This window comes from Caballeronia udeis, assembly GCF_044909315.1.
GTDB lineage: Bacteria > Pseudomonadota > Gammaproteobacteria > Burkholderiales > Burkholderiaceae > Caballeronia > Caballeronia udeis_A.
Window position 1 is genome coordinate 1 of record NZ_JBIYEB010000063.1, and the last position, 22153, is coordinate 22153.

At 58.6% G+C, this 22153-nt stretch carries 20 protein-coding genes; 3 read left to right on the plus strand and 17 right to left on the minus strand.

The window, feature by feature from the left end:
* From ABH944_RS43740 to ABH944_RS43755, 4 genes are all read right to left on the minus strand, one after another.
* Positions 1-216 (minus strand): hypothetical protein (locus ABH944_RS43740; RefSeq protein WP_404615528.1); only part of this gene is annotated, 216 nt, incomplete at its 3' end.
* A 621-nt stretch (positions 217-837) separates the two neighbouring features.
* Positions 838-1701: a phytanoyl-CoA dioxygenase family protein gene (locus ABH944_RS43745; RefSeq protein WP_404615530.1), complete on the minus strand. Its 864-nt coding sequence runs from the start codon at positions 1699-1701 to the stop codon at positions 838-840.
* A gap of 41 nt (positions 1702-1742) precedes the next feature.
* Positions 1743-2519 (minus strand): ABC transporter substrate-binding protein, encoded by a 777-nt coding sequence (locus ABH944_RS43750; protein ID WP_404615532.1) that lies wholly within the window; start codon positions 2517-2519, stop codon positions 1743-1745.
* 54 nt (positions 2520-2573) lie between these two features.
* Positions 2574-2735 carry a hypothetical protein gene (locus ABH944_RS43755; protein WP_404615534.1) on the minus strand — a complete coding sequence of 54 codons (162 nt, stop codon included), beginning with the start codon at positions 2733-2735 and terminating at the stop codon, positions 2574-2576.
* 144 nt (positions 2736-2879) lie between these two features.
* Here ABH944_RS43755 and ABH944_RS43760 point away from each other — a divergent pair, with 144 nt between their 5' ends.
* Entirely contained in the window at positions 2880-3830 is a 951-nt protein-coding gene (locus ABH944_RS43760) for a LysR substrate-binding domain-containing protein (protein ID WP_062086577.1), read from the plus strand.
* 111 nt (positions 3831-3941) lie between these two features.
* Here the strand turns inward: ABH944_RS43760 and ABH944_RS43765 are convergent, their stop codons facing one another.
* The 5 genes from ABH944_RS43765 to ABH944_RS43785 form a co-directional block, all read right to left on the minus strand.
* Positions 3942-5039, minus strand: a complete 1098-nt coding sequence (locus ABH944_RS43765; protein WP_404615536.1) for a porin — start codon at positions 5037-5039, stop codon at positions 3942-3944.
* Between the two features lie 451 nt (positions 5040-5490).
* Entirely contained in the window at positions 5491-5883 is a 393-nt protein-coding gene (locus ABH944_RS43770) for a hypothetical protein (RefSeq protein WP_404615539.1), read from the minus strand.
* A gap of 304 nt (positions 5884-6187) precedes the next feature.
* Complete coding sequence (locus ABH944_RS43775; RefSeq protein ID WP_404615541.1) at positions 6188-7918, minus strand: PQQ-dependent sugar dehydrogenase; 1731 nt, start codon at positions 7916-7918, stop codon at positions 6188-6190.
* 332 nt (positions 7919-8250) lie between these two features.
* Positions 8251-9084 (minus strand): EamA family transporter, encoded by an 834-nt coding sequence (locus ABH944_RS43780; RefSeq protein ID WP_404615543.1) that lies wholly within the window; start codon positions 9082-9084, stop codon positions 8251-8253.
* The gene (locus tag ABH944_RS43785) at positions 9081-9665 is read right to left on the minus strand and encodes a TetR/AcrR family transcriptional regulator (protein ID WP_404615545.1); all 585 of its coding nucleotides are present in this window, start codon (positions 9663-9665) and stop codon (positions 9081-9083) included. The genes ABH944_RS43780 and ABH944_RS43785 overlap by 4 nt, the downstream gene beginning before the upstream one ends.
* Positions 9666-9836: 171 nt before the next feature.
* Between ABH944_RS43785 and ABH944_RS43790 the strand changes: the two genes are divergently transcribed.
* Positions 9837-10550, plus strand: coding sequence for a hypothetical protein (locus tag ABH944_RS43790; protein ID WP_404615547.1), 714 nt, complete (start codon positions 9837-9839; stop codon positions 10548-10550).
* A gap of 131 nt (positions 10551-10681) precedes the next feature.
* Here the strand turns inward: ABH944_RS43790 and ABH944_RS43795 are convergent, their stop codons facing one another.
* Together ABH944_RS43795 and ABH944_RS43800 are read right to left on the minus strand one after the other, a co-directional pair.
* A complete protein-coding gene (locus ABH944_RS43795) occupies positions 10682-11146 on the minus strand; it encodes a cupin domain-containing protein (protein ID WP_404615549.1) in 465 nt (154 codons plus the stop codon).
* 280 nt (positions 11147-11426) lie between these two features.
* Positions 11427-12371: an AraC family transcriptional regulator gene (locus ABH944_RS43800; RefSeq protein ID WP_404615551.1), complete on the minus strand. Its 945-nt coding sequence runs from the start codon at positions 12369-12371 to the stop codon at positions 11427-11429.
* Positions 12372-12497: 126 nt separating this feature from the next.
* Between ABH944_RS43800 and ABH944_RS43805 the strand changes: the two genes are divergently transcribed.
* Positions 12498-13385, plus strand: a complete 888-nt coding sequence (locus ABH944_RS43805) for an SDR family oxidoreductase (RefSeq protein ID WP_404615553.1) — start codon at positions 12498-12500, stop codon at positions 13383-13385.
* A gap of 23 nt (positions 13386-13408) precedes the next feature.
* On the opposite strand, the gene ABH944_RS43810 is transcribed toward ABH944_RS43805, so the two are convergent.
* The 6 genes from ABH944_RS43810 to adh form a co-directional block, all read right to left on the minus strand.
* A complete protein-coding gene (locus ABH944_RS43810; protein ID WP_404615555.1) occupies positions 13409-14101 on the minus strand; it encodes an NnrU family protein in 693 nt (230 codons plus the stop codon).
* A gap of 188 nt (positions 14102-14289) precedes the next feature.
* The gene (locus ABH944_RS43815; protein ID WP_404615557.1) at positions 14290-16092 is read right to left on the minus strand and encodes an NAD(P)/FAD-dependent oxidoreductase; all 1803 of its coding nucleotides are present in this window, start codon (positions 16090-16092) and stop codon (positions 14290-14292) included.
* Positions 16093-16191: 99 nt separating this feature from the next.
* Positions 16192-17337: a sigma-54-dependent Fis family transcriptional regulator gene (locus tag ABH944_RS43820; protein WP_404615559.1), complete on the minus strand. Its 1146-nt coding sequence runs from the start codon at positions 17335-17337 to the stop codon at positions 16192-16194.
* Between the two features lie 158 nt (positions 17338-17495).
* Positions 17496-19466 (minus strand): sigma-54-dependent Fis family transcriptional regulator, encoded by a 1971-nt coding sequence (locus tag ABH944_RS43825; RefSeq protein WP_404615561.1) that lies wholly within the window; start codon positions 19464-19466, stop codon positions 17496-17498.
* 132 nt (positions 19467-19598) lie between these two features.
* Positions 19599-19991 (minus strand): DUF779 domain-containing protein, encoded by a 393-nt coding sequence (locus ABH944_RS43830; RefSeq protein ID WP_404615562.1) that lies wholly within the window; start codon positions 19989-19991, stop codon positions 19599-19601.
* A gap of 74 nt (positions 19992-20065) precedes the next feature.
* Entirely contained in the window at positions 20066-21586 is a 1521-nt protein-coding gene (gene adh / locus ABH944_RS43835; protein ID WP_404615564.1) for an aldehyde dehydrogenase, read from the minus strand.
* Positions 21587-22153: the final 567 nt, after the last annotated feature.

Here is a 22153-nt window from a genome sequence, read left to right on the forward strand (position 1 = left end):
CTGATCAACCGTCGGCATGCCGTCCGTTCTGCTACCAACACATTGTACGAACCAGAATCCTTTATAAACCACTGGACAGGTCAAATACATATCAGCGTCCTGTGTGGGTATTGTGGAGGCGGGCTGGTGGTTGTCTGAATCACCGCCGCAAGAAACCAGCAGAAGCGTGGAGGCGGATATGGCCGCCACGAGGGTGAAATAGGGGCTGCTTTTCATCGTGCTGTCTACACGTCCTTTTATTGTCGAATTCTCATGACCGGGAACAGAGGCCCGGGGGATGCTTTAATCCGGAAGGAAATGTCCAGTCCGCAGTAAGCCGACAAAATACTATCAAAAACATTACGAAATATCTCCATAAAAATAATATTTGAATGTATTTGGAAGGTACTTCGAGACTTGGAGCGAGATGAAAAGCGGATGAAAAGAGGATGAGAAGCGGGCCGAATTCGACGATGAGCGCAGCCACGTGGCGTGACGCAGCGTGACGAAAGCCAATGCGATGAGCACGCCTTCCCTGAGCCTTGCAAGAGACGTGGCCAGGGTTCTGCAGTGGTTGCAGCACTATCCGACTGACAGGTCGCTGCAGTGCTCGCGATGGGTGGTTGCCTGTATGCGGCCTGTTCGCCAGATCGGCGGGATCTTGGGAGAAAGGTACTAAGCGCACCCGGTCGGCAAAGCGGCTGCTCGATGAAGCCGACGAACTCGCGCTTAGGTGTTAGCGACGCACTCATGCGCCGCACTAAGCATCGCTTAAAAGCAAGGACAACAATGGTTCGAATCGCCCCGGTATCCCATGCTTGGTCATTCCTGATCAGCGGATTAAAGACGCGATTCACCTCACTGCGTGTTGGCGATACCGCCCGATTTAGCCCCCGGCCAGACGATAGGAAACAGCGGATGCTCCATCGGCGCACCTTCCGCCAGCGTCTTCGCGAGACCCGGAAACTCCGGCGAAGTACGCCAACGTCTCGGTGCATGTCGAACATCGTCGCCAATAAAGCGAACCGAGAACGCACGCCGCCGTGTCTGCCCGCTCACCCCACCCGACGCATGCAGGGTGAGCATGTTGAAGCACACCATATCGCCCGGCTCGAGCGCCCAGCCGATGATCGGATACGCCCCGCGATCAGCCTCAATATCCGGCAGATCCGCGAGACTGCCCTCAGGAAACCACTTGGCCTGATTGTCCATGAACGTACGCGGCATCAGCCAAGGTCCAAGATGCGACCCCGCGACAAACTCCAGCCTCGACTCCTGAGAAACAGGATCGACCGGAATCCACATGCTGACGTTATCGCGGCCGGTGATGTTGTAGTAGGGCTGATCCTGATGCCATGGCGTGCGTTGCCGGGTATTCGGCTCCTTCACCAGCAGATGATCGTGGTAAAGCCGTATGGCCTCGCTCCCCAACAGCGTCGCGGCAACCGCGGGTGCCGCCGAATGAAAAATAAACTGGCGATACGCAGCGTTCTCCTGCCAGTTGCAGAAGTCTTCGAAGAACCAGCCCGGATCGTCGGGACGGCTGGCAACCTTCGCACGTGGACTAGGCGCTTGCAGGTTGATATCAATACCCGCGCGCAGCAAGGCAACCTCTTCCTGCGTGAAGATCTGGCGAATACAAACCGCGCCATCGCGGTGAAAGTCTTCCCTCAATTGCGGCGTGACGGCCCGGGCAAGACGAGCAGCTACGGTCTCCAACATACCTGACTCCCTACAAGAAAGAATGGGCTGAGTCCTGACGCTCAATCGCCGTAAATATCGAAGTTAAAGTACTTCGCCGCCACCTGTTGATACACGCCATCCTGACGTATCGCGGCAATGGCCTGGTTGATCTGCGTTTCCATCGGCGTGTCGCCCTTTCGTATGCCGATAGCGACATCACCCGCCACGCGACTATCCCCTACCGGCTTGCCCACCAACGCAAAACCCTTGCCTTGCGGTGTCTTCAGAAAACCAAAGTCAGCTTGCACAGCGGCCTGAAATGCCGCATCAAGACGGTTCGTCACGAGGTCCTGATAGATCTGGTCCTGCGTCTGATACGACACCACCGTCACGTTCTTCGGCGCCCACTCCGCTTTCGCGTAACTCTCCTGGGTCGAGCCCTGCACAACGCCTACGCTTTTGCCCTGCAGCGCCTGCGCGGTCGGCTGAAGGTTCGAGCCGGAGCGCGCAATCAATGCCGAGCTGCTGTTGTAAAGACGGTGGCTGAAATCAATCTGCTCACGCCGCGCCGGCGTTGCGGACATCGCTGAAAGTATGGCATCGAACTTACGCGCCTTGAGAGCAGGGATCATGCCGTCGAAGTTCTGCTCGACCCACACGCACTTCTGATGGAGCTGCGCGCAGATCGCGTTGCCCAGGTCGATGTCGAAACCCGTGAACGATCCATCCGGCGCCTTCGACTCGAACGGCGGATAGCTCGGGTCAACGCCAAAGCGAATGACCTGTTTATCCTGCGCAAAGGCAGCAAGGGGCAACATCACCAGTGCGCAAAAGGCTGCGAGCGTTACGTGTTTCATGGAGTTCCCCGTCAGTGTTGAATCAATTTGAGCGGCTGGCAAGCCGGCCTGCGTTCATGTCATGTCGAGCGGTGCGACGTTTCGCGAGACTGTCCTCTGCAGCGCGAGCACTATCGCGTCGCATGGATGCTTCGTCAGCACGGGACGCGCATGGATGCCATGACGCAACGGGATCGTTTCGTCGTGGCTGGCGAGCATGTCGATAGAAACAGTCATTCGCGTGGGTCCGTGATTAGCGTTGGAACTCGATCGGGTGACGCTACCGTAGCGCGACAGAAAACGGGGCGGGAGAGCTAGAATCGTGAACGTGGCAACCAGATGTGAACACCCTGTGCGAACCCGCCTTTACATTGAGAGCGTATGAAACTTCACCAACTCCGCACGCTGATTGCCATTGCCGAAGCAGGCGGTGTGCGCGGTGCGGCGCGCGTTCTGAAAGCCTCCCCGGCGGCTATCACGAAGAGTCTGCGCCAACTTGAGGAAAGCGTGCAGATGTCGCTGGTGGTGCGCACGTCGTCAGGCGTCACGCTCACGGAGAGCGGCCAGGCGCTGCTGGTTCACGCCCGGCTGATGGCAGGGCAGATGACACGTGCCCAGGAGGCCATGAACGCGCTGAGGGGCGCCACGCAGGGCAAACTCACGGTGGCTGTCACGCCATGGATTGCCATGACCTTCCTGGCGGACACAGTCACGCGTTTTTGCGAGCGTATGCCCGATATCCGCCTGGAATTCTTCGAAGGCTTGTTGTCGGTCGCCAATCCGCGCCTCCGGGACGGCAGCCTCGACTTCTTTGTCGGCCGGCCGGAGCCTGGGGCATTCGGTGTTGAATTTCAGTATCGGCCATTGTTTTCGTCGACCTGCGCGTTGGTTGCTCGCGAGGGACATCCGCGAGCGAATTGCCATTCGCTAGCGGATATGAGCGATCTGGACTGGGTGTTGACCTGGGACCCGGTGAGCGAAAATGCCCTAGCAGATAACGTCTTCACTCGATACAACGTGCCGGTGCCGCGCAAGATTCACCTGACGCACTCGCTTTCCATTGCAATTGCATTGCTCAAGAAGACCGACATGGTCAGCGTATTTCCGTGGCCGCTGGTTGAGGTCAGTGCGGCCAAGGAAGGACTGTGCGCCATTCCGTTGCGCGAGCAACTGGACGACGCCATGGTCAGCGTCATCTCGCGTACCGGTCATCCCGCGAGTGCCGCGTCCGAGTGCTTTATAGAATGCATGATCGAAACGATTCGCGAAGGATGCGACTCGAGTTTGCCGGAAACACGCCACGTGCTGCAGTCGGTCGAACTATTGATCTGATGACGTACTGCCGCCCCTGGTGCCTCAAGAAAAACCGGCGCGCACCATTGCATTGAGTGCGCGCCGTTGGTTCGGAAGCGTCATGCCCGGCGGCAAACCGGGCAGCCCGCATCAGAATATGTTGCGAAGGCCGACTGCAACGCCGGTCTGGTTGTTGCGTCCCGGAAAGTCTGCCTGTGCCGCGCCGGTGCCACGGATGAAGTCGACCGTGCTATACACTTCCGTCCGCTTGGACAGTGAGTATTCGGCAAGCAGCACGCCCGAATAACGAACGCCTCGACCAAGCGTAGTTCCATTGGCTTCCAGCGCATTGCGGGAGTGATCGTAGTAGGCCGCCGCGGTCAACAGCAACGGCGTCGTGACCTGCCAGGTCGTGCCAACGTACAAGCCGTCGTCAATGCGGTTGGTGTTCGTCACAGGCGCCGCGAAGTTGGCAGCCGGTGAGTTTGCAGCCGACATGAAGATGTCGACCATACCGGTATTGTCCTGCGAATGCAGCCAGCCCGCGAATGCCTTGACCGTGCTGAATGCATAGACAGCGCTCACGTTGACAACGTTGAACTTGTTGTTGTGCACGTCGCTGTTCTGCTGGAAGCCCGCATCAAGAGACAAGCCGGCGAATGTGTACGACGCCGTCAAGCCGTACATGTTGCTCGCGCCAACGCTGCCCGCCACGTTACCAAAGCCGTACATGGCCTCCACGTTGACGCCGCCGAACTGGCCGTTGTACTTGACGGAGTTGTTCTGGCGCAGGCCGTAGCCAAGTGCGCCGGGCAACCAGCCGTCCTGATCGTAGTTACCCACGGTCAACGGGTCGTAGACATTCCCTAACTGGTCGAACAACGGCGTGTTCTGGCGGCCCAAGGTGACGGTGCCATACTGGTTGCTCGAAATCCCGACATAAGCCATCCGGTTGAAGAGCGTATTCGAACTCGCAAGCTGGCCGTTCCAGAGGTTGAAGCCGTTCTCTAGCCGGAACACTGCGGACAGGCCACCGCCCAGATCCTCAGATCCCTTCAAGCCCCAACGGCTGCCGGTGATCGGGCCAACGCCCATTGATACCTGGTTGTCGTTATTCGCATCGGCGTTGGTGAGATAGCGGACGCTGGTGTCCACAATGCCATACAGGGTGACCGAGCTTTGCGCGAAAGCGGATTGGGCAGCAATGGCGATCAATGCGCCGCCAATGGCGCTGGTAGTTTTCTTCACAGAGTATCTCCCCCTATTGATTTGTTGGGCAACTACTGGTGTATGTAACGCCAGTAGTTCAAGCGCGATTTTTGATCGCAAGGGCGATAATATTTCCGTCAAATTAACCAGTGATCTGTTTTAATTTTTTGTGTCTCCCGTTCGCAACATTGGATTGACATCCGTATCGCGGAATAGCATATAAAAGCTGGAGCCGATTGATGTTTGCTGCAATGCACTTGGCAGTTGTTTCGTTTTTTGATTAATTGCTATGACGATAAGTCAGGAAAATGCCGCTAAGCGGGGAGCATCGTCACTAGCGCGGACAATGATTCGCGAGCGCCTTCGCCAGGCTCGAATCTGAATACCGCGGCGGTGAAGGTGAACGTATCAAGGCGGCCGAGGCGGTCGTTCGCGTTCGGCCACTGAGTGGATCGGTTAAGGGCTGCTTTTAGGAAATGCCCTTAGCCATTCACAAAGGAACGTCCTGGATCAAAGCCGAATTCACAGCGCGAATTCGACGGTCAACAAAATAACCCCCGCCTTCCGTGTACCGAAGATAAAGCCGGCTGCATTGCGTGCATTGCCATATGTTGCATCGGTTATACGGAAAAAAATGCGGCGCGATGGGGGCATTGGGGGACCAATAATCAAGATCACCCGGTAGGTGTTCCCGATAGCTAGGCTCCGGATCATCATCCACCACAAGCGTGCCTATTTCTTCAAGCCGCCCTTCGTCGAGAGAAACCGGTTGCGAGTTCCAGCCGTCGAGCGGAGTCCGCGTGCAATTGCATGGTCCTGCGGCCAGCGACTCTGCGCGCAACGCGATCTGGGTAAGAGCTGAAGCATCGAGATAATTTGGCATGTCGGAGCAAGCGGGCGTGACTGCGTTCGTGTTTTGAGGTCGACATAGAATGCCAGATTTTTTCGATGGGCCGGTTCCATCGAAACAGTATCGTCCGAACGGATGGCGCTAAGCACACTCCAGAAGCGTTCCACAAAATCGCGATGGTCAGGTTCCACTATAGAAGGAGGACTTGGTCAGCTAGCGCTCGCTAACGTGGCAGTTTTGACAGAAGCGAAAAAGCGCTTAGGAGAACAGCCGCTCGCTTGGCAAGACGAGCCGTGCGGCAGCGTGACTGCGCGCAGCCGCTGATGACTTTGATTGGTTAGCGGCCCGCATAGGCGACGCGCCACAGTGTGCCGTTGCCGTCTTCGGTCACGAGCAGCGCTCCGTCGTGAGCAACAGCCACGCCCACGGGTCTGCCCCAAACGCTACGCTCGCTCACCACGAAACCGGTGAGAAAATCCTCGTACTCGCCGGTCGGAACCCCGTGATCAAGACGCACACGCATCACCTTATAGCCGGTGCGCGAGCTTCGGTTCCATGAGCCGTGGGAGGCCACGAAAACGTCTCCCCGATACTCGGCCGGAAACGCTGCGGCGCCCGTTGTTGCCGTATAGAAGCACATCTCCAACGGGGCCGAATGCGACTGCAATAAAACGTCGGGAGTGAGCGTCTTCCCGGCAAGATCGGGGCGTTCGCCCGCGTGGCGAGGATCTTCATGATCACCCATGTAGTACCAGGGCCAACCGTAGAATCCGCCCGCTTTCACGCGGGTGACGTAGTCCGGAACCAGATCGTCGCCCAGGCCATCACGCTCGTTCGTTGCAGTCCACAACTCGCCCGTATTCGGATCCACTGCGATCCCTGCGCCATTGCGAATACCCGTCGCAAAGGTGTGGAGAGGTTCATGGCCTTCGGGGTCAGTCACGAGAATGGTGGCGCGATTGGTTTCAGCATCCCATCCCGCACCCTGTCCGTGTTCGGCGTCCCAACGGGCGATGTCTTGGGGACTCTTTTTACTCATGCCTTCGGCAACGTTCGACCCGGAACCAACGGAAATGAACATGCGCTTGCCGTCCAGCGAGAAGGCCACATCGCGCGTGCTATGGCCGCCTCCGCTGTCCGTCAGATTTGGCACGACGACCTGCGCCGTGCCGCTCGCCTTAAGGTCTCCGCTCTGATACGGGAAACGGACAATCGAGTTGTTGTTCGCTACGTAAATCCATTGAGGATGGCTTCCCGACGGATAAAAGGCGATACCGAAGGGCCGGTCCAGGCCACCAGCAAATATCTGATTGCCGGATGGCGTCTGCGCTCCGTCGGCGGCACGCAATACCCTGATGCGATTCGCGGCCGTCTCCGCGACAAAGATATCGCCGTTGGGCGCGACACGCACTATGCGGGGATTCGACAGACCCTTCGCGAATAACTGAACCTTGAACCCCGGTGGAACGGACAACGAGGCATTGGCGGGCTGCTTCACCACTTCCGGACCGTTTCCTGACGACGTGGTGCTATAGGGTGCGGGCAAATCCGCCAGCGTGATGTGATGCTTGACACCCGGGGCGGCATGACGCCAATCGCCTGGGTCGGTTTCAGGCGAAGGAGCGGACGTCAAGTTGGCGGTCGTGGATGCCTGCGACGGAAGCGTCAACGTGGAGAGGTAAGCAATCACGTTGCGGCGATCGCTGGAATTGTCGACGGCAACCGGCATGGTGGTGCCCGGCGCAATCGCCATTGGATTCGCGAGGAAGTGCTCCAGGGTGGTTGAATCCCAGGTCACGCCTAACCCGCTCAAGGCGTGCGTAAAGTTGAAGTTCGGGAGAGAACCGGCACGCCGACCAAAAACACCCACGAGGCTGGGGCCTTGACGCGTGACCGCTGCGTTTCCAGGCCCCAGGCTGTCGGCATGGCACATGGCGCAGTTTTGTTGAAAGAAGACTCTTCCCTGCCCGGCGTTACCCGCCGGCGGGACCTGAGATGCAGCCTCCCCGCCGGCGCCAAGACCGGCAAGAACGATGCTCAGGACCAGCACGCGCTGGAATGACCGCATGGATAGCATCGCTTACCCCGCTGTGTTCGACCAACGATACGGTATTGATAACGGCACGACCCACCCTGACCTTTAGTGGATTGAGTTATCAATACAATTCTACGGTGGAAAACACGCCGGGGTAAAAGTCACGGTCAATGCAATGCACGGGGTGCCGGTCGGATAGATGTCGAGCGATGGAAACCGTTGCATTATGTATTTCGACACTACTACACCCTGGGCCGAGAGCAGCAGCAACACGTATAACTGAAGGGGACTCGGGCATTGGGTTCATCCTTCGGAGTACCACTGCGGAACTTATAAAATCTGCAACGGCCGGGGTCTAACCGTGGTTACGAACGGTAGCCTATGCTGATGGCCCCGAGCGCAACAACGACGCAAGCCGCGATACGCCGAGGCGTCAGCGTCTCCCTGAGAAAGAGCCACCCGATCAATGCAGCGAAAACGACGCTTGTTTCCCGGATCGCCGTAATAGGGCCGGCTGGCCCCAAGGCGAAGGCCGCCACTATCACACCGTAGGATACGAGCGAGAACAACCCGCCACCTAACGCCTTCAAGGTTTCCGTTGCCCGAAAATCGACGGTGAGCTTCCCCCGAAAACCGACAAAGGTGGCGGGCAGCAAAGCGCCGTAGATCACCAGAACCCATGCGGTGTAACTTCCACTGCTTCCTGCCTGTCGGACACCGATCGCATCGACAGTCGCATAGCTTGCGATGATGACTCCCGTGGCAAGAGCAAACAGGATAGACGCGGTTGGCGCCCGGCCTTTCCCCAAGGAAAGACTCATGATTCCGACTGCAACAAGCGTAACGCCAATGGCCTGCGGAATTGTGGGATGTTGGTGAGCGATCAAGGACCCGCCGAGCGTAACGAGCAGCGGTACACTGCCACGAATGATCGGATAGACCTGTCCTAATTCTCCGTATCGATAGGCCGCTACAAGCAATACGCTGTAGGTGACTTGAAGGCAGGCCGAGAGGACGACATACGGCCAGGCATGAGGCGTCGGAAGATGCAAAATCGCAAACGGGACGGCCACGACCGTACTCGAAAAGCTCATGACGGTGACGGACCAAAGACGGTCGGCGCCTGTGCGAAGAAAAGCATTCCATGTCGCGTGCATGATTGCAGCAAAGAGCGCGAGACCGATGACCGCCAGACTCATCGCGGTACTCCCGGCGAAGCAATGATCGTGGCAGCTGCCTTCCAGGCGTTACGAATGGCGGCATCTCCCTGCCCCATCTCTGCCATCAGGGTTGCCCCTTCAATGAGCATCAATAGCGCCGCCGCAGCGCTCTCGGCCTGATTGCCGGGCATAGTCCCTTCGAGGATTTGGCGTAGCCGCCGCTTGAGCTCGTTCTTCTGCCTGAAAGCGACCTGGAACACCGGATGCGCGGGGTCCCCGAATTCAGCCAGAGCGTGCGCGAACAGGCATCCGTGGAAATCGGGCCTCCGAAACCAGCGCTTGTACCAACTGAAGATCTTCTCGATTTTCCGTTTTGGACTGGTGGATTCTTCCACCAGACGGTCAAGCTGGTGCTTGAACCGCTTGGCACGATATTCCAGTACCTCGACGATCAGACCATCCTTGTTCGGGAAATGACGGTACATCGTCATCTTGGCCACGTCGGCCTCGGCGATGATCCGGTCAATGCCCGTGGCGTGAAAGCCCGCGCGCTTGAACAACGTATAAGCGGTTTCGATGATGTGCTGGCGCTTGTCCGAGCTGGTGCGAGGTGGTGACATAAGGGCGTCAAGAGGTGAGACAGGTCTGTCTCAATTCTAGATTCAGGAGTACCACTCCGTCAAGGTTTGACTCAGTAAGACCGAATGGTTCTGTAAGCCGTCGCCTAACGGATATGACCTGCGCCAGCAGCCCTATTACAATGGATGAGTTACCTTCCTCAACAGCATCGAATGCGAGACATCCTCACTTCCTATTTCTGGAGCGGCGACGCTATCCGCAGTCGTGGCGTGAGTGACATCGTGCTAACCGGTGTGGTCGACGTGCCTGTACCCTCTGCACGTCTGCTAGCGGATTGGGAAAGGGAGATAGCAACGCGCGTGGTCCTTGAACCCGGGGACGTAGAGGAAATGCCTTTGGCACGAGCGCGAGTGCGCTGGCCGGACTATAAGCGCTGCGTACAAGCGGTGTCAGACTGGACATGCGCGCTTGGACTGCCCGAGGTGCTTGCCTCCAGCGACGTAGCGCTCATGGCCTGCCGCGGCGCGAAGTACCACCATGACGGTGCGCAATATGGCGGTGCGGCCTTTTGCAATCTCTTCATGAGCGAAGACAAGGGTCTGGACTTGCATTTCCCCTCAACGGGTCATCGAATCCCTTTGACCCGGGGTACGGCTGTGATATTCGATACCGGCCAGCCTCATGGCGTCATTCAACGCCACAGCCGCGGTTTTAGTGTGGCGGACTTCCCGCCGGACCGGGACTGGACCCAAATCTTCCTGACGTGGGAGTTGCCCATTGAAGACGCCCATGTTGGACAAGCACTTGGGATGACCTTCGACACCTCCCCTTCAACCGCGCTGCAAATTGATGAAGAGCAAGTCCGGTTGAACGACTCACGGGTCATTGTGTGCCCGGATTCTGGCCGGTGGGTTCAGATCGATTGATTATCTATTTGGATTCCTCTGTAAATATTCACCGTGGTACGAGCTTGACCGGAACTGGTCGTTCGAACCGAATATCGTATCTGCTCTGCCGCGAAGAACGCGTATCAACTCTCCAGTACCGCGCTCACGTCTCAGGGCGCCATTTGCATATCGCCCGGCGCTTGCGGCGGCAATTTGATCGAGAGAACCTTGAACTCTCCACTTGTCGCCTGGGCTCCGGCATGGACCGTCCCCTTCGGGATAATGATCAGGTCCCCGGGGTGAATCTGGCGCTGCTCATTTCCAAGCCAGAAAGTGCCGCTTCCCGAAATCACATACTGGATTTCGTCGGAGCCCATGTGAGTATGCCTTGGCACGTTGCCCGTCTGAACCGCAATGGTTCCGTTCGGCGTCACTACCAGGCCCTTTGAACGCAAGGTTCCCATGCTCGGAATCTGTGCGCCGAGATCAGCATCAGTCAGCGCCGCCAGATCTATGATTTGCGCCGTGACCTTGTTATCCGGCGCCTGAGCTCGAGCCGGGGTGCTCAGGTGAGACACAAACAAGCCCGCTGCAAAGGCAACGGGAATAGCCGCAAGATAGATATGGCGATGCATGGTCTGTTCCATTTTGGTTGAGCGGCGATTGATGTGCAGGGCAACAGCACCATGGGGTGGCGAGTTACTGATTGATTGTCACACCACGAACCGGGAGTTCGTAACCGGGACAACACCTGAGTACGCAGCGGTGAAGAAGCCTTCCAAAGGCGATGGTCTTCCTGCAGGCCGAGTCCGTGGATGGATTCCCGCGCGTCCTTCCAAACCTGCTTTGACCAGGTGAATTGACCGTCATCAGATCAGGTCGGAACAGGGTCTCCTGCAGCAACCATTGCTCAAATCAAAGTCCAACCCCGGCCAATGGCGGCGACTTGGCAGACGTGGTCTGCCGGCTGTGCTGCCTTGGGGAACAGCCTATGACGCGTTTGAAAGCCTTACCAAACGCGCTTTCGGACTCATAGCCCAGCGACGTGGCAATACGAGGAATTGAGTCATCTGAATTCTTCAACCGATCGCATGCCAACAGCATTCGCCAGCGTGTCAGGTACTCCATGGGTGAAGTTCCAACCGTCTCCTTGAAGCGCAGCGCGAAATTCGAGCGTGACATGCCTATACGCGCAGCCAGCGTCTGTAACGTCCACGGATGTCCCGGGTCATCGTGCATGCAGGTCAGTGCTGCGCTCAGCTGTTTATCTGCCAACGCGAAGAGCCAGCCAACGCCTGCATTCGCCCTGTCGGCCAAATGCAGTCGCAGTGCCTGAACCAGCATCATGTAGGCGAGTTGCTGAGCAATCAAAGATCCCCCCGGTTGCCGGTCGCGTACCTCTTCGGTCATGCGCTCCAGCGACCAACGCATCGCCGCCTTGTCCGACTCCTTGCGGATATGCACGATAGGCGGCAGCGAGCCCAACAACATGTCGGCGTGGTCACCGCTGAGTAGAAAGTGGCCGCCGACGAGATAACAACCCTCTTCTCCGCTGCCGGAGACATCCGTACTTAATCCCCCCGCTACACGCAGCAGCTTGAAGTCAACCGGTTCTACCGAGAGGTCAGTGGCAAGGCGGAAAGGTGGCCCCGGCGGCAACAGGTAGCACTCGCCAGCCGTGAGAAGCACGGGATCGGTAACGCCATCCACAGATAACCAGCATTGACCGGAGACCACGGCATAGCATTTGATCCCGTCATGTTTTGGCCATTGAATCGCCCTGTTGCGGTTCATCGCAACGCCGCCCGATACAAGGCTTCGAGGCTTCAGCAAAGACAACAGTTCTGAGAGTGGGTCCATACGATTTCCAGACGATTGATCCAAAAATATGGACTATACGACATTGATCGTATGACGGGCACAACCTACATTAGGCATCGTTGGACTGCGACTGCAGCCCTCGACCCACCTAAAGGCGAATTCATCATGCGTATTTTTGTTACCGGCGCCACCGGTTTTCTGGGTACGGCCATTGTTCACGAACTCATCAATGCCGGCCATCAGGTGCTTGGACTGACGCGCTCGGAAGAGGGCGCCCGGTCGCTCGCCTCCGTTGGAGCCGAAGTGCATCGCGGCGATATTGAGGACCTCGACAGCCTGCGCCGCGGCGCAGAACTGGCTGACGGCGTCATCCACACGGCTTTCAATCACGACTTTTCGAAGTTCCTGGCGAACTGCGAGGCAGACCGGCAAGCTGTAGAAGCAATGGGTTCCACGCTGCACGGCTCGGACCGCCCTTTCGTCATTACCTCCGTTGCCATGCTGGGTGCCTCCGCGCACGGCAGGCCCGCTATTGAAGACAACTTTAATCCTGATCAGCCGAACCCCCGCAAGGTGTCGGAGGTAGCCGGTGTTGCGTTAGTACAGCGTGGCGTCAACGTGTCGGTGGTGCGCCTTCCGCAAGTCCACAATCCCATTAAGCAGGGGCTCATCAGTCCCATGATTGAACTGGCTCGAAAGAAAGGCGTTTCTGCCTATGTCGACGACGGACTCAACCGCTGGGCTGCAGTGCACCTCGGCGACGCAGCCCGCCTCTACATTCTGGCGTTGGAGAAAGGCGTGGCAGGCAGCCGATACCATGCGGTCGCCGAAGAGGGCATACCGCTGCGGACCATTGCTGAAGTCATTGGCCGTGGTCTGAACGTACCGGTCAAGAGCATTACGGCCGCGGATGCACCCGCGCACTTCGATTGGCTTAGTCCATTCGTCGGCCGCGACATGCCCGCATCCAGCACGCTTACGCAGGAACGACTGGCATGGCGGCCAACGGGTCCGGGACTGATCGCGGACCTCGAAGAGATGCGCTACGTATAGACATAACGTCGCTACAAATGCGGCTACAGCCAGCGCCAGATTCCCGCAGCCCAACCAGCGAGCGGGAGATGAGCCCAGGTAGAGACAAGCCAGACAAGGAGGCCGCCCAAGATGGCGTGCGGGCCAAACCCGCCCAGCCGCGCGCGGCCGGCGGCGATCGCAGCAAACGGCAGGTAGCTCGTCTTCGACTCCCATACGGGCCAGAGATCGGGCTGCAGCCGCTCCTTCTTCCGGTCCTGCAATGCGGAGCCAACGAGCGCGAGAATGACGATAGCCGTTGCGACGATGATGTTCTTGGTCACCGGGAACACTGCGATGTGGCTCAGCCCCCAAAGGGCGAACGACCAATTCATCGGGTGACGTGTCACCGCGAACACGCCGCGCGCCGTTTCCGGGAATGCGGCAGGCTGGCCGCTCGTGGGAAGCGCCGGGTTGCGGATCAGAGAGCCCATCAGGAGAATTGATGCGACCAGCATGACTACGGTCACAACCGCCCAGAGAACATTTCCTGCCGGCCATAGCGGTGCCGTCAGGGGCGCGTTGCGGTATGCCAGGATCATCCAGCCGAACGTCAGGATTGCAACCAGCGAATAGACGCCCAGGAACCCCCCCTCGCCAATTGCCTGGACCAAACGCCTGCGCAGCGGATGGGACAAAAGAAAGTGGCCGCCCACGAAGGCGACCGCGGCCGCCGCAACTGCGCTGGTGCTTCCCATTGGCCCGGCTCCTCAAGTTGTATTGTTAGCTGATCGTATTACCCTTGCTCCCTATCCAATGACGAAGATTACTACTTCGTGCGCCGCAAAAGTCAACTCGACTGGCCCACCATTAGATGCCTCCCACTACTGGCGCGTGGCCGGCCGCAATCGATAAACAATCGCCCCCCGCCGGCCACAACCCTGCATCACGACAAATGATGCACCTCCTGCAACCCGAACACCGGCGTTGGAATCCCCTCCATCCGCGCCTTCAACTGCAGCGATAAATACTGCGAGTAATGTCGCGACTGGTGCAAATTCCCGCCGTGGAACCACAACGCCTGCTGCTGCGTAGGTTTCCACATGTTGCGCTGCTCACCTTCCCACGGCCCCGGGTCCTTGGTCGTATTCGATCCCAATCCCCACACCTTGCCCACTTTATCCGCCACCTCGCGCGAGATGAGGTCCGCAGCCCAGCCGTTCATCGATCCATAACCGGTCGCGTACACAACCAGATCCGCTTCAAGTTCGCTGCCGTCGCTAAGCACCACCGAATGCTCCTTCAACTCCACCACATCAACGCCGCTCTTCAGCTTGATCTTGCCGTCCGCAACAAGGTCCGCCGCGCCCACATCGATGTAATAACCCGACCCGCGCCGCAGATATTTCATGAAGAGCCCCGAGTCATCATCGCCGAAATCGAGCATGAAGCCCCGCTTCTTCAGCCGGTCATAGAACTCCGCATCACGCTCCTTGATCGCCTTGTAAACCGGGATCTGGAATTCGTGCAGGATCTTGTACGGAATGGATGCAAACGTCAGGTCGGCCTTCATCGTGGTCATGCCCGCCGCCACCGCGCGCTCGGAGTAAAGATCGCCCAGCGCCAGATCCATGAGCGAATCAGACTTCACAATGTGCGTGGATGAACGCTGCACCATGGTCACGTCCACACCCGCTTCCCACAGCGCACCGCATATATCGTGTGCGGAATTGTTGGCGCCGATCACAACCACCTTCTTGCCCTTGTAAGCATCCGGTCCCGGATGTTTCGACGAGTGATGCTGCTCGCCCCTGAACACATCCATGCCCTTGAACTTCGGCAGATTCGGCTTACCCGACATGCCGGTTGCAAGCACGAGTTGCTTCGGCCGAAGCGTCAGCTTTTCTCCACCGCGCTCGACTTCCACAATCCATTCGCCCGCAGCCTCGTCGTATCTGGCGGACTTGCACGTGGTCGATCCCCAGTAGTTCAGCTCCATCACTTTCGTGTACATCTCGAGCCAGTCGCCAATCTTGTCCTTCGGCGAAAACACCGGCCAGTTGTCCGGGAACGGCAGATACGGCATGTGGTCATACCAGACCGGATCATGCAGGCACAGCGTTTTATAACGCGCACGCCAGGCATCTCCGGGCCGCTCGTTCTTATCCACAATGATTGCGGGCACGCCCAGTTGCCGCAGCCGCGCGCCTAACGCAATGCCGCCCTGCCCGCCGCCCACGACCAGGCAATACGGCTGCTTGTCATAACCGAGCGTCTCCAGCTCAGTCTGCCGGTTCTCCTTCCAGCTGGTGCGGTTGGTACGCGCGCCGTGCTCGGCGCCCATCGGCCGCTTGAAGCCCTTCGGTTCTTCGTGGCCCTTCAGTTCGGTCATGGTCGTGAGCAGCGTCCAGATCTTCCCGTCCTTCACGCGGATAAAACCCGTGCCGCGTGCAACGCCGGTCTCGAACGTGATCCACGCTTGCGTCACACCATCTGCTTCAGTCGCCGTTTCGTTATCGGCAATCTTGAGCTTCGACGGCTTGACCGTGGCCAACTGCGAATCCAGCATCGCGGCAATCTGCTCGCGGCCTTCCATGGTCTTGATGTTCCAGGTGAACGCGACAAGGTCACGCCAATAACCATCGGGCTGGAATAGCGCAACGGCGGCCGCGGTGTCGCCGCTCTTGAGCGCGGCTTCGAATGCCTCCAGGATGTTGGAGATGGTTTGGTTCGGGTTCTGCTCAGACATGGTCGCTCCTCCATGATATACGGATCACTAACTATCGACTGGTATCGATTAAAAAAGGACGGGTTCTTTGCCCGCTAAAATAAAAATGCTTATCTGCTGCTAGCGCCTGTGAGGCGCCACTATTCCAAATTTTTCTATACGCCTGTACAAGGTCGCACGCGATATGCCCAGCGCGTGCGCCGCTATCAAGGGTCGCCATTTCGCATCGGTCATGGCTGCAACAATGCGGGTGCGTTCCAAGGTTTCGCCTTCCGACAACTCGGGTTGCGGCGCTGGTTTGATGGCTTCGCGTGGTGCCGGTGCCGGGCTTCGGGAAGCGCGCACAACAGGCTGCCTGACACGCGCATGCAGCGGCGAACCCGAGCCAATCAATCTGAACGAGATGAGATCGCGCCCGGGGCGTGCATCGAGCAGGCGTTCTGCGCGAATATCGAAGAGTTCGGTGACATGGCGCGGCAACTGATCCAGTCCCGGCACACATTCCTTCGCACGCCGGTTCGCCGCAATCGCATAACCGCGAGCATCGAACGCGATGAGTATTTCCGGCTGCGCCTCAACATAGTGCCGGCTACGGTGCGCGAGCAAGACCCAGCAATGCGTGGTCGCGTTGAGAAAGAAACCGTCCTCAATCAGCAACGCGCTTTGCCGCACAATATGGTTGACCAGCCGCTGGCTTTCGCGCTCTTCGGGCGAACGCACCGCGGACGCATCGAGCACGCCGATCAACTCGCCTTGCACACCAAAAATAGGCGATGCGCTACACGTCAGCGTGGTGAATGCCGCACGAAAGTGGTCGGTCTTGTGGACGGTAATCGCCTCGGCGTCGAGCAGCACTGACGCCACGCCGCATGTTCCCTCTTCACGTTCCGACCAGCACGAACCGGGATACAAACCCGCACGCTTGAATTCATGGCGGCGATCGCGATCCACCCGGTAGTCGATAGTCACACCCGCGGCATCAGTCAGCATCACGCAGTAGTCGGCTTCGCGTACGGTTTCATGCAGTCGCGAAAGACATTGACCGGAGGCACGCAGTACGCTTTCTTCGCGCTGCTGGATATCGCGCAATTCGGGAACGGTCAGGATGCGCGGACCGATAGTCGCGCCCGGGTCGAGATGATATTGCTCCAGTGACCGCCTGTACGAAGACGCGAGCCGCGACGCATCGGCACCGTGGCTGCTCATGCGGCCTTCTATCACGTTGCGCACGCGATCGATGTGTCTGGTCTGCGAAACATACGGCATGAAGAGCCTCCGGCGGATTCGGTGCGCTCGCGCCATTCATGACACGCTGCCACCCGAAAACTAAACGCATGGTGACGTTTTAGCACGCGTATTCCGGGAGATCACACTGCATTGCACCATCGATGCTGATGAGACGTTTGTCTCACCTGACGGCGCCGCTACCGGCGCCGCGTTTCGTCGAGCGCTGCCATCTTCCGGTAAAGCGTATTACGCGAGACGCCAAGCATCCGCGCCGCCGCCGAGACATTGCCGGCGTGTGTCTCGAGCGCTGCCGCGACAGCCGACAACGCGAGATCGTCCAGGCGCACGCTGTCCTTCGTTGGCGTTGCCGATGCCCCGGCATCACGCTCGTCATCGAAGAAATCTTGCGGCAGATGATCCAGGCCGATGCACGTTTCATCGTCGTCGAGCATGGCGCATGCGGTCCTCAGCACGTTCGCAAGTTGGCGGAAGTTTCCAGGCCACGAATGCCGCGTGAATGCCGCCAGCACCTCGGGTGAAACCCTGATGGGTGCACCGGTCAAACGCTCGCCGCGTAGAATTTTTTCGACGGTCATAGCCAGATCGGTGCGCTGACGCAGCGGTGGCAGCGTCACGAGCAACCCGTTGATCCGGTAATAAAGATCCTCGCGAAACTCTCCTGCGGTAACGCGTTCGCGCAGGTTGCGATTGGTCGCACAGATCAGCGCGAAATCCACGGGCACGGCTCGCGTACTGCCAAGCGGCGTCACCGTGCGCTCTTGCAGTACACGCAGCAAACGGCTTTGCAATGAGAACGGCATATCGCCAATTTCATCGAGGAACAAGGTGCCGCCATCGGCTTGCAGAATCTTGCCGCAAGCACCGCGCTTCGATGCCCCCGTGAACGCCCCTTCCTCGTAACCGAACAACTCCGCTTCAATCAACGTGTCGGGGATCGACGCACAGTTCACGGCAACGAACGGCCCGCCGCTGCGCGGTGAATCACGATGCACCGCGCTCGCCAGGACATCTTTTCCGGTACCAGTCTCGCCGCCGATAAGAATCGGAATGTTTTTACCGATAACCTTGCGTACCCGTTCAACAAGGGCCGCGACCTGAGCGTCGCCTGTCATCAGGTAACGCAGGCCGGAGAGTTTCGGCTGCGGTTCCGGCATGCGTTTGCTGGGGACGACGTCGATGACATCGTGCGTATCTGCCGAGAGTGCAACGGCTGTGGAGCGCCTCAGGTCCACGCTCGCAAATATGTTGACGCCGCTATGCAGCCGCAGCGAAATCGTGCGCTCGACAGGCGTGCCTGCGCTGCTGCGAATCCGGTCGACCAGTTCACCCGACGAGACGTTGAACAAGGACGACAAGCTATGCGCGCGCAACGAAGCCAACGGCAAGCCGAATTGAAATTGTGCACTGCGATTCGCCGATAAAAACCGGCCGTCGGCCCTGAACGCGGCAAGGCCTTCCATCAACGTGCCGATGAACTCGGGGCGTCCGTGAAAATGGATTCGCAATGCTTCGGGAAAGGCACTGGTGAACAAATGGTTCTCGATCATCTGCGCGGACATCTTCGCGAGCGCCATCGTGTGGCGGCTATGACCGCGGCAATCGCCGGTTACGTCGAGAACCCCTAGCAGTTCACCGAAGGGATCGAGAATCGGCACGCTGGAACACGCGAGAAACCGGTTCGCGCGCAGGTAATGCTGATCGCCGAACACCATGGTGGCGTCGCCGGCGGCAATGGCCGTGCCTATTGCGTTGGTGCCCTGCTGCTGTTCGCTCCACAACGCCCCGGGACGCAGCGCGACGCGGTCGGCGCGGGCGAGGAAATCGTCGTCGCCAAGCGAATGCAGGATCAGCCCTTGGGAGTCGGTCAGTACGACCATGCTGTGCGTATTGGCAATCTGCCCGTAGAGCGTTTCTATGACGGGCAGCGCATGCGTGCAGAGCGCGCGGTTCTGCTCGCGCTTGAGTATGAGATCCGCTTCGCCGAGCACGCCGTAATCGGGACGCATGGTGTCCGTCAGGCCGAAGCTGCGGGAACGTTCGTGCGATTGCCTGATGATATCCAGCCCTTCCATATGGCCGGCGGGTTCGCCGGCCAGCAGCGCGGATCGACCTGATCCGCTTGAACGGTCGATAGAAACCGGGGTCATAACCATTGTCTCCTCCGCCAGCATTCGCGGAGGGAGCGTCTCACAAGCTCCGCCCGTCGCGTGGTCAATCGCGACAATGTACCACTGCTACCGTGTTTAACTCCGTGTTTAACCCTGCGTTTGAGCCCATGTTTAACCTGTAACGCGCTCCACCGGATGACGCTCGAGCCAGGCAGATTCCGCGTCGTCGAAAAGACGCGAGCGCGTCAGAAAACGCAACCCGCTGGGGCGTTCCAGCGAAAACATGCCGCCATTGCCCGGCACGCAGTCGATGATCAACTGAGTGTGCTGCCAGTACTCGAACTGCGATTCGCTCATGTAGAACGGTACGCCGCCTATCTCGCCAAGCTTCACATCCGACGAACCGACCATGAAGTCGGAGACCGGGAAACACATGGGTGCGCTGCCGTCGCAACAACCGCCGGACTGGTGGAACAACACTTGCCCGTGTTCGGCCTTCAGCTTCCCGATCAACTCGATCGCCGCCGGCGTGGCGACCACGCGCGAAACTTCTGCTTCGGTCATAAGGGTTTCCACTGAACGAACAATAGGGCGAGCCGCAAAAGCGGCCCGCCATTCGGATCAGACAACCGCTTCGATCAGAAGAAACCGAGCGGCTTCTGGCTATAACTCACCAGCAGGTTTTTCGTCTGCTGATAGTGGTCGAGCATCATCTTGTGATTTTCCCGGCCAATGCCCGATTGCTTGTAACCGCCAAATGCCGCATGCGCCGGATACGCGTGATAGCAATTGGTCCACACACGGCCAGCCTGGATGTCGCGGCCGAAACGGTAGGCTCTCGTCCCATCGCGCGTCCACACGCCCGCACCGAGGCCATAGAGCGTGTCATTGGCGATTTCCAGCGCTTGCGCTTCGTCCTTGAACGTCGTCACCGACACTACCGGCCCGAAGATTTCCTCCTGGAAGATGCGCATCTTGTTGTGACCGCGGAAGACGGTCGGCTTGATGTAGTAGCCGTTTTTCAACTCGCCGTCGAGCGCATTGCGTTCGCCGCCAATCAGGCATTCAGCGCCCTCCTGCTTGCCGAGATCGATATACGACAGGATCTTTTCGAGCTGCTCCTGCGAGGCTTGCGCGCCGATCATTGTCTTCGAGTCGAGCGGATGTCCCTGGCTGATCGCCGCCACGCGCTTGAGCGCGCGTTCCATGAAGCGGTCATAGATGCTTTCTTCGATCAGCACGCGCGACGGGCAGGTACAGACTTCGCCCTGGTTCAGCGCGAACATGGCGAAGCCTTCCAGCGCCTTGTCGAAGTAGCTGTCGTCGGCGCTCATGACATCGGCGAAGAAAATGTTCGGGCTCTTGCCACCAAGTTCAAGCGTCACCGGAATAAGGTTCTGGCTGGCGTATTGCATGATCAGGCGGCCGGTCGTGGTTTCACCGGTGAACGCAATCTTCGCAATCCGCTTGTTCGATGCCAGCGGTTTACCCGCCTCCAGCCCAAAGCCATTGACCACGTTCAGCACGCCGGCCGGCAATAGATCTTCGATCAACTCGATCAGCACCAGTAGCGAAGCGGGCGTCTGTTCAGCGGGCTTGAGCACTACGCAATTGCCGGCGGCCAACGCGGGCGCCAGTTTCCACACCGCCATCAGGATCGGGAAGTTCCATGGAATGATCTGCCCCACCACGCCAAGCGGCTCGTGGAAGTGGTACGCAACGGTGTCTTCATCGATCTGCGAAATCGAGCCTTCCTGAGCCCGTACACAACCGGCGAAATAGCGGAAATGATCGATCGCCAGCGGGATATCCGCGGCCATGGTTTCGCGCAGCGGCTTGCCGTTGTCGATGGTTTCCGCGACCGCGATGCGCGTCAGGTTCGCTTCCATCCGGTCGGCGATCTTGTTCAGGATGTTCGCGCGCTCGGCGGGCGAGGTCTTGCCCCAGGCGGTCTTGGCTTTATGTGCTGCATCGAGCGCGAGTTCGATATCGGCTTCGCGCGAGCGCGGGATGGACGTGAACGGTTCGCCAGTGATCGGCGAAATATTATCGAAATACTCACCACCTACCGGCTTGACCCATTGACCACCGATGAAGTTGCCATACTGCTTTTTATAGGGGAAGTCGGTGTTCAAAAATTGCATCTCGGCGTGATTCATGTGCGTGCTCCTCGCATGTCGGTGAGAATGACCGTCGCGGCGATGATTGCCGTGACCGGTGGGAACATACTTGCGAGATGCGTGCCAATCGGCGTCTTGCAGATGAGCAGAGGGTAAGCGGGTTTTTCGCTTGGCGCAGAGGGTGATCAATCGTTCCGTTCCGGAACACCCGCGCCGGAAAACGTGTTGAAACGGAACAGTGGTTTGGTGGGGGTTTCGCGCGGCGGGGGGCAGAGGGGCAGGGTCGGGGTGTCAGGTTGTGGGGGTAGTGGTCGGGGTTGGTGCCGGGGTGCCAGGTTCTAGCGTTAACGGTCGGAGTCAGTGCCGGGTTGCTGCTTTCGGCCTTAGCGGTCTGCGAGAGTCGGATTTTCTCTTTATCACTATTAGCCACTGCGCGTGGCGGCACGCGTCATTTCTTTGTCCAAAGCGACAAAGAAACGAAGCAAAGAAAACGCTTTCAAACCGCTCTACCCTAAGAGACGGTTTCAAAAAGGCTGAACAGATCGCTTGAGAGCACTCCAACAGATGAGGCAAACGGCGAACTTCAGGAAGGCTTCATGGATCTTG

Coding starts and splice junctions, on each gene's coding strand:
- ABH944_RS43745 (WP_404615530.1), bottom strand. CDS start 1,701: ATGTTGGAGACCGTAGCTGCTCGTCTTGCCCGGGCCGTCACGCCGCAA.
- ABH944_RS43750 (WP_404615532.1), bottom strand. CDS start 2,519: ATGAAACACGTAACGCTCGCAGCCTTTTGCGCACTGGTGATGTTGCCC.
- ABH944_RS43755 (WP_404615534.1), bottom strand. CDS start 2,735: ATGACTGTTTCTATCGACATGCTCGCCAGCCACGACGAAACGATCCCG.
- ABH944_RS43760 (WP_062086577.1), top strand. CDS start 2,880: ATGAAACTTCACCAACTCCGCACGCTGATTGCCATTGCCGAAGCAGGC.
- ABH944_RS43770 (WP_404615539.1), bottom strand. CDS start 5,883: ATGCCAAATTATCTCGATGCTTCAGCTCTTACCCAGATCGCGTTGCGC.
- ABH944_RS43775 (WP_404615541.1), bottom strand. CDS start 7,918: ATGCGGTCATTCCAGCGCGTGCTGGTCCTGAGCATCGTTCTTGCCGGT.
- ABH944_RS43780 (WP_404615543.1), bottom strand. CDS start 9,084: ATGAGTCTGGCGGTCATCGGTCTCGCGCTCTTTGCTGCAATCATGCAC.
- ABH944_RS43785 (WP_404615545.1), bottom strand. CDS start 9,665: ATGTCACCACCTCGCACCAGCTCGGACAAGCGCCAGCACATCATCGAA.
- ABH944_RS43790 (WP_404615547.1), top strand. CDS start 9,837: ATGCGAGACATCCTCACTTCCTATTTCTGGAGCGGCGACGCTATCCGC.
- ABH944_RS43795 (WP_404615549.1), bottom strand. CDS start 11,146: ATGCATCGCCATATCTATCTTGCGGCTATTCCCGTTGCCTTTGCAGCG.
- ABH944_RS43800 (WP_404615551.1), bottom strand. CDS start 12,371: ATGGACCCACTCTCAGAACTGTTGTCTTTGCTGAAGCCTCGAAGCCTT.
- ABH944_RS43805 (WP_404615553.1), top strand. CDS start 12,498: ATGCGTATTTTTGTTACCGGCGCCACCGGTTTTCTGGGTACGGCCATT.
- ABH944_RS43810 (WP_404615555.1), bottom strand. CDS start 14,101: ATGGGAAGCACCAGCGCAGTTGCGGCGGCCGCGGTCGCCTTCGTGGGC.
- ABH944_RS43815 (WP_404615557.1), bottom strand. CDS start 16,092: ATGTCTGAGCAGAACCCGAACCAAACCATCTCCAACATCCTGGAGGCA.
- ABH944_RS43820 (WP_404615559.1), bottom strand. CDS start 17,337: ATGCCGTATGTTTCGCAGACCAGACACATCGATCGCGTGCGCAACGTG.
- ABH944_RS43825 (WP_404615561.1), bottom strand. CDS start 19,466: ATGACCCCGGTTTCTATCGACCGTTCAAGCGGATCAGGTCGATCCGCG.
- ABH944_RS43830 (WP_404615562.1), bottom strand. CDS start 19,991: ATGACCGAAGCAGAAGTTTCGCGCGTGGTCGCCACGCCGGCGGCGATC.
- adh (WP_404615564.1), bottom strand. CDS start 21,586: ATGAATCACGCCGAGATGCAATTTTTGAACACCGACTTCCCCTATAAA.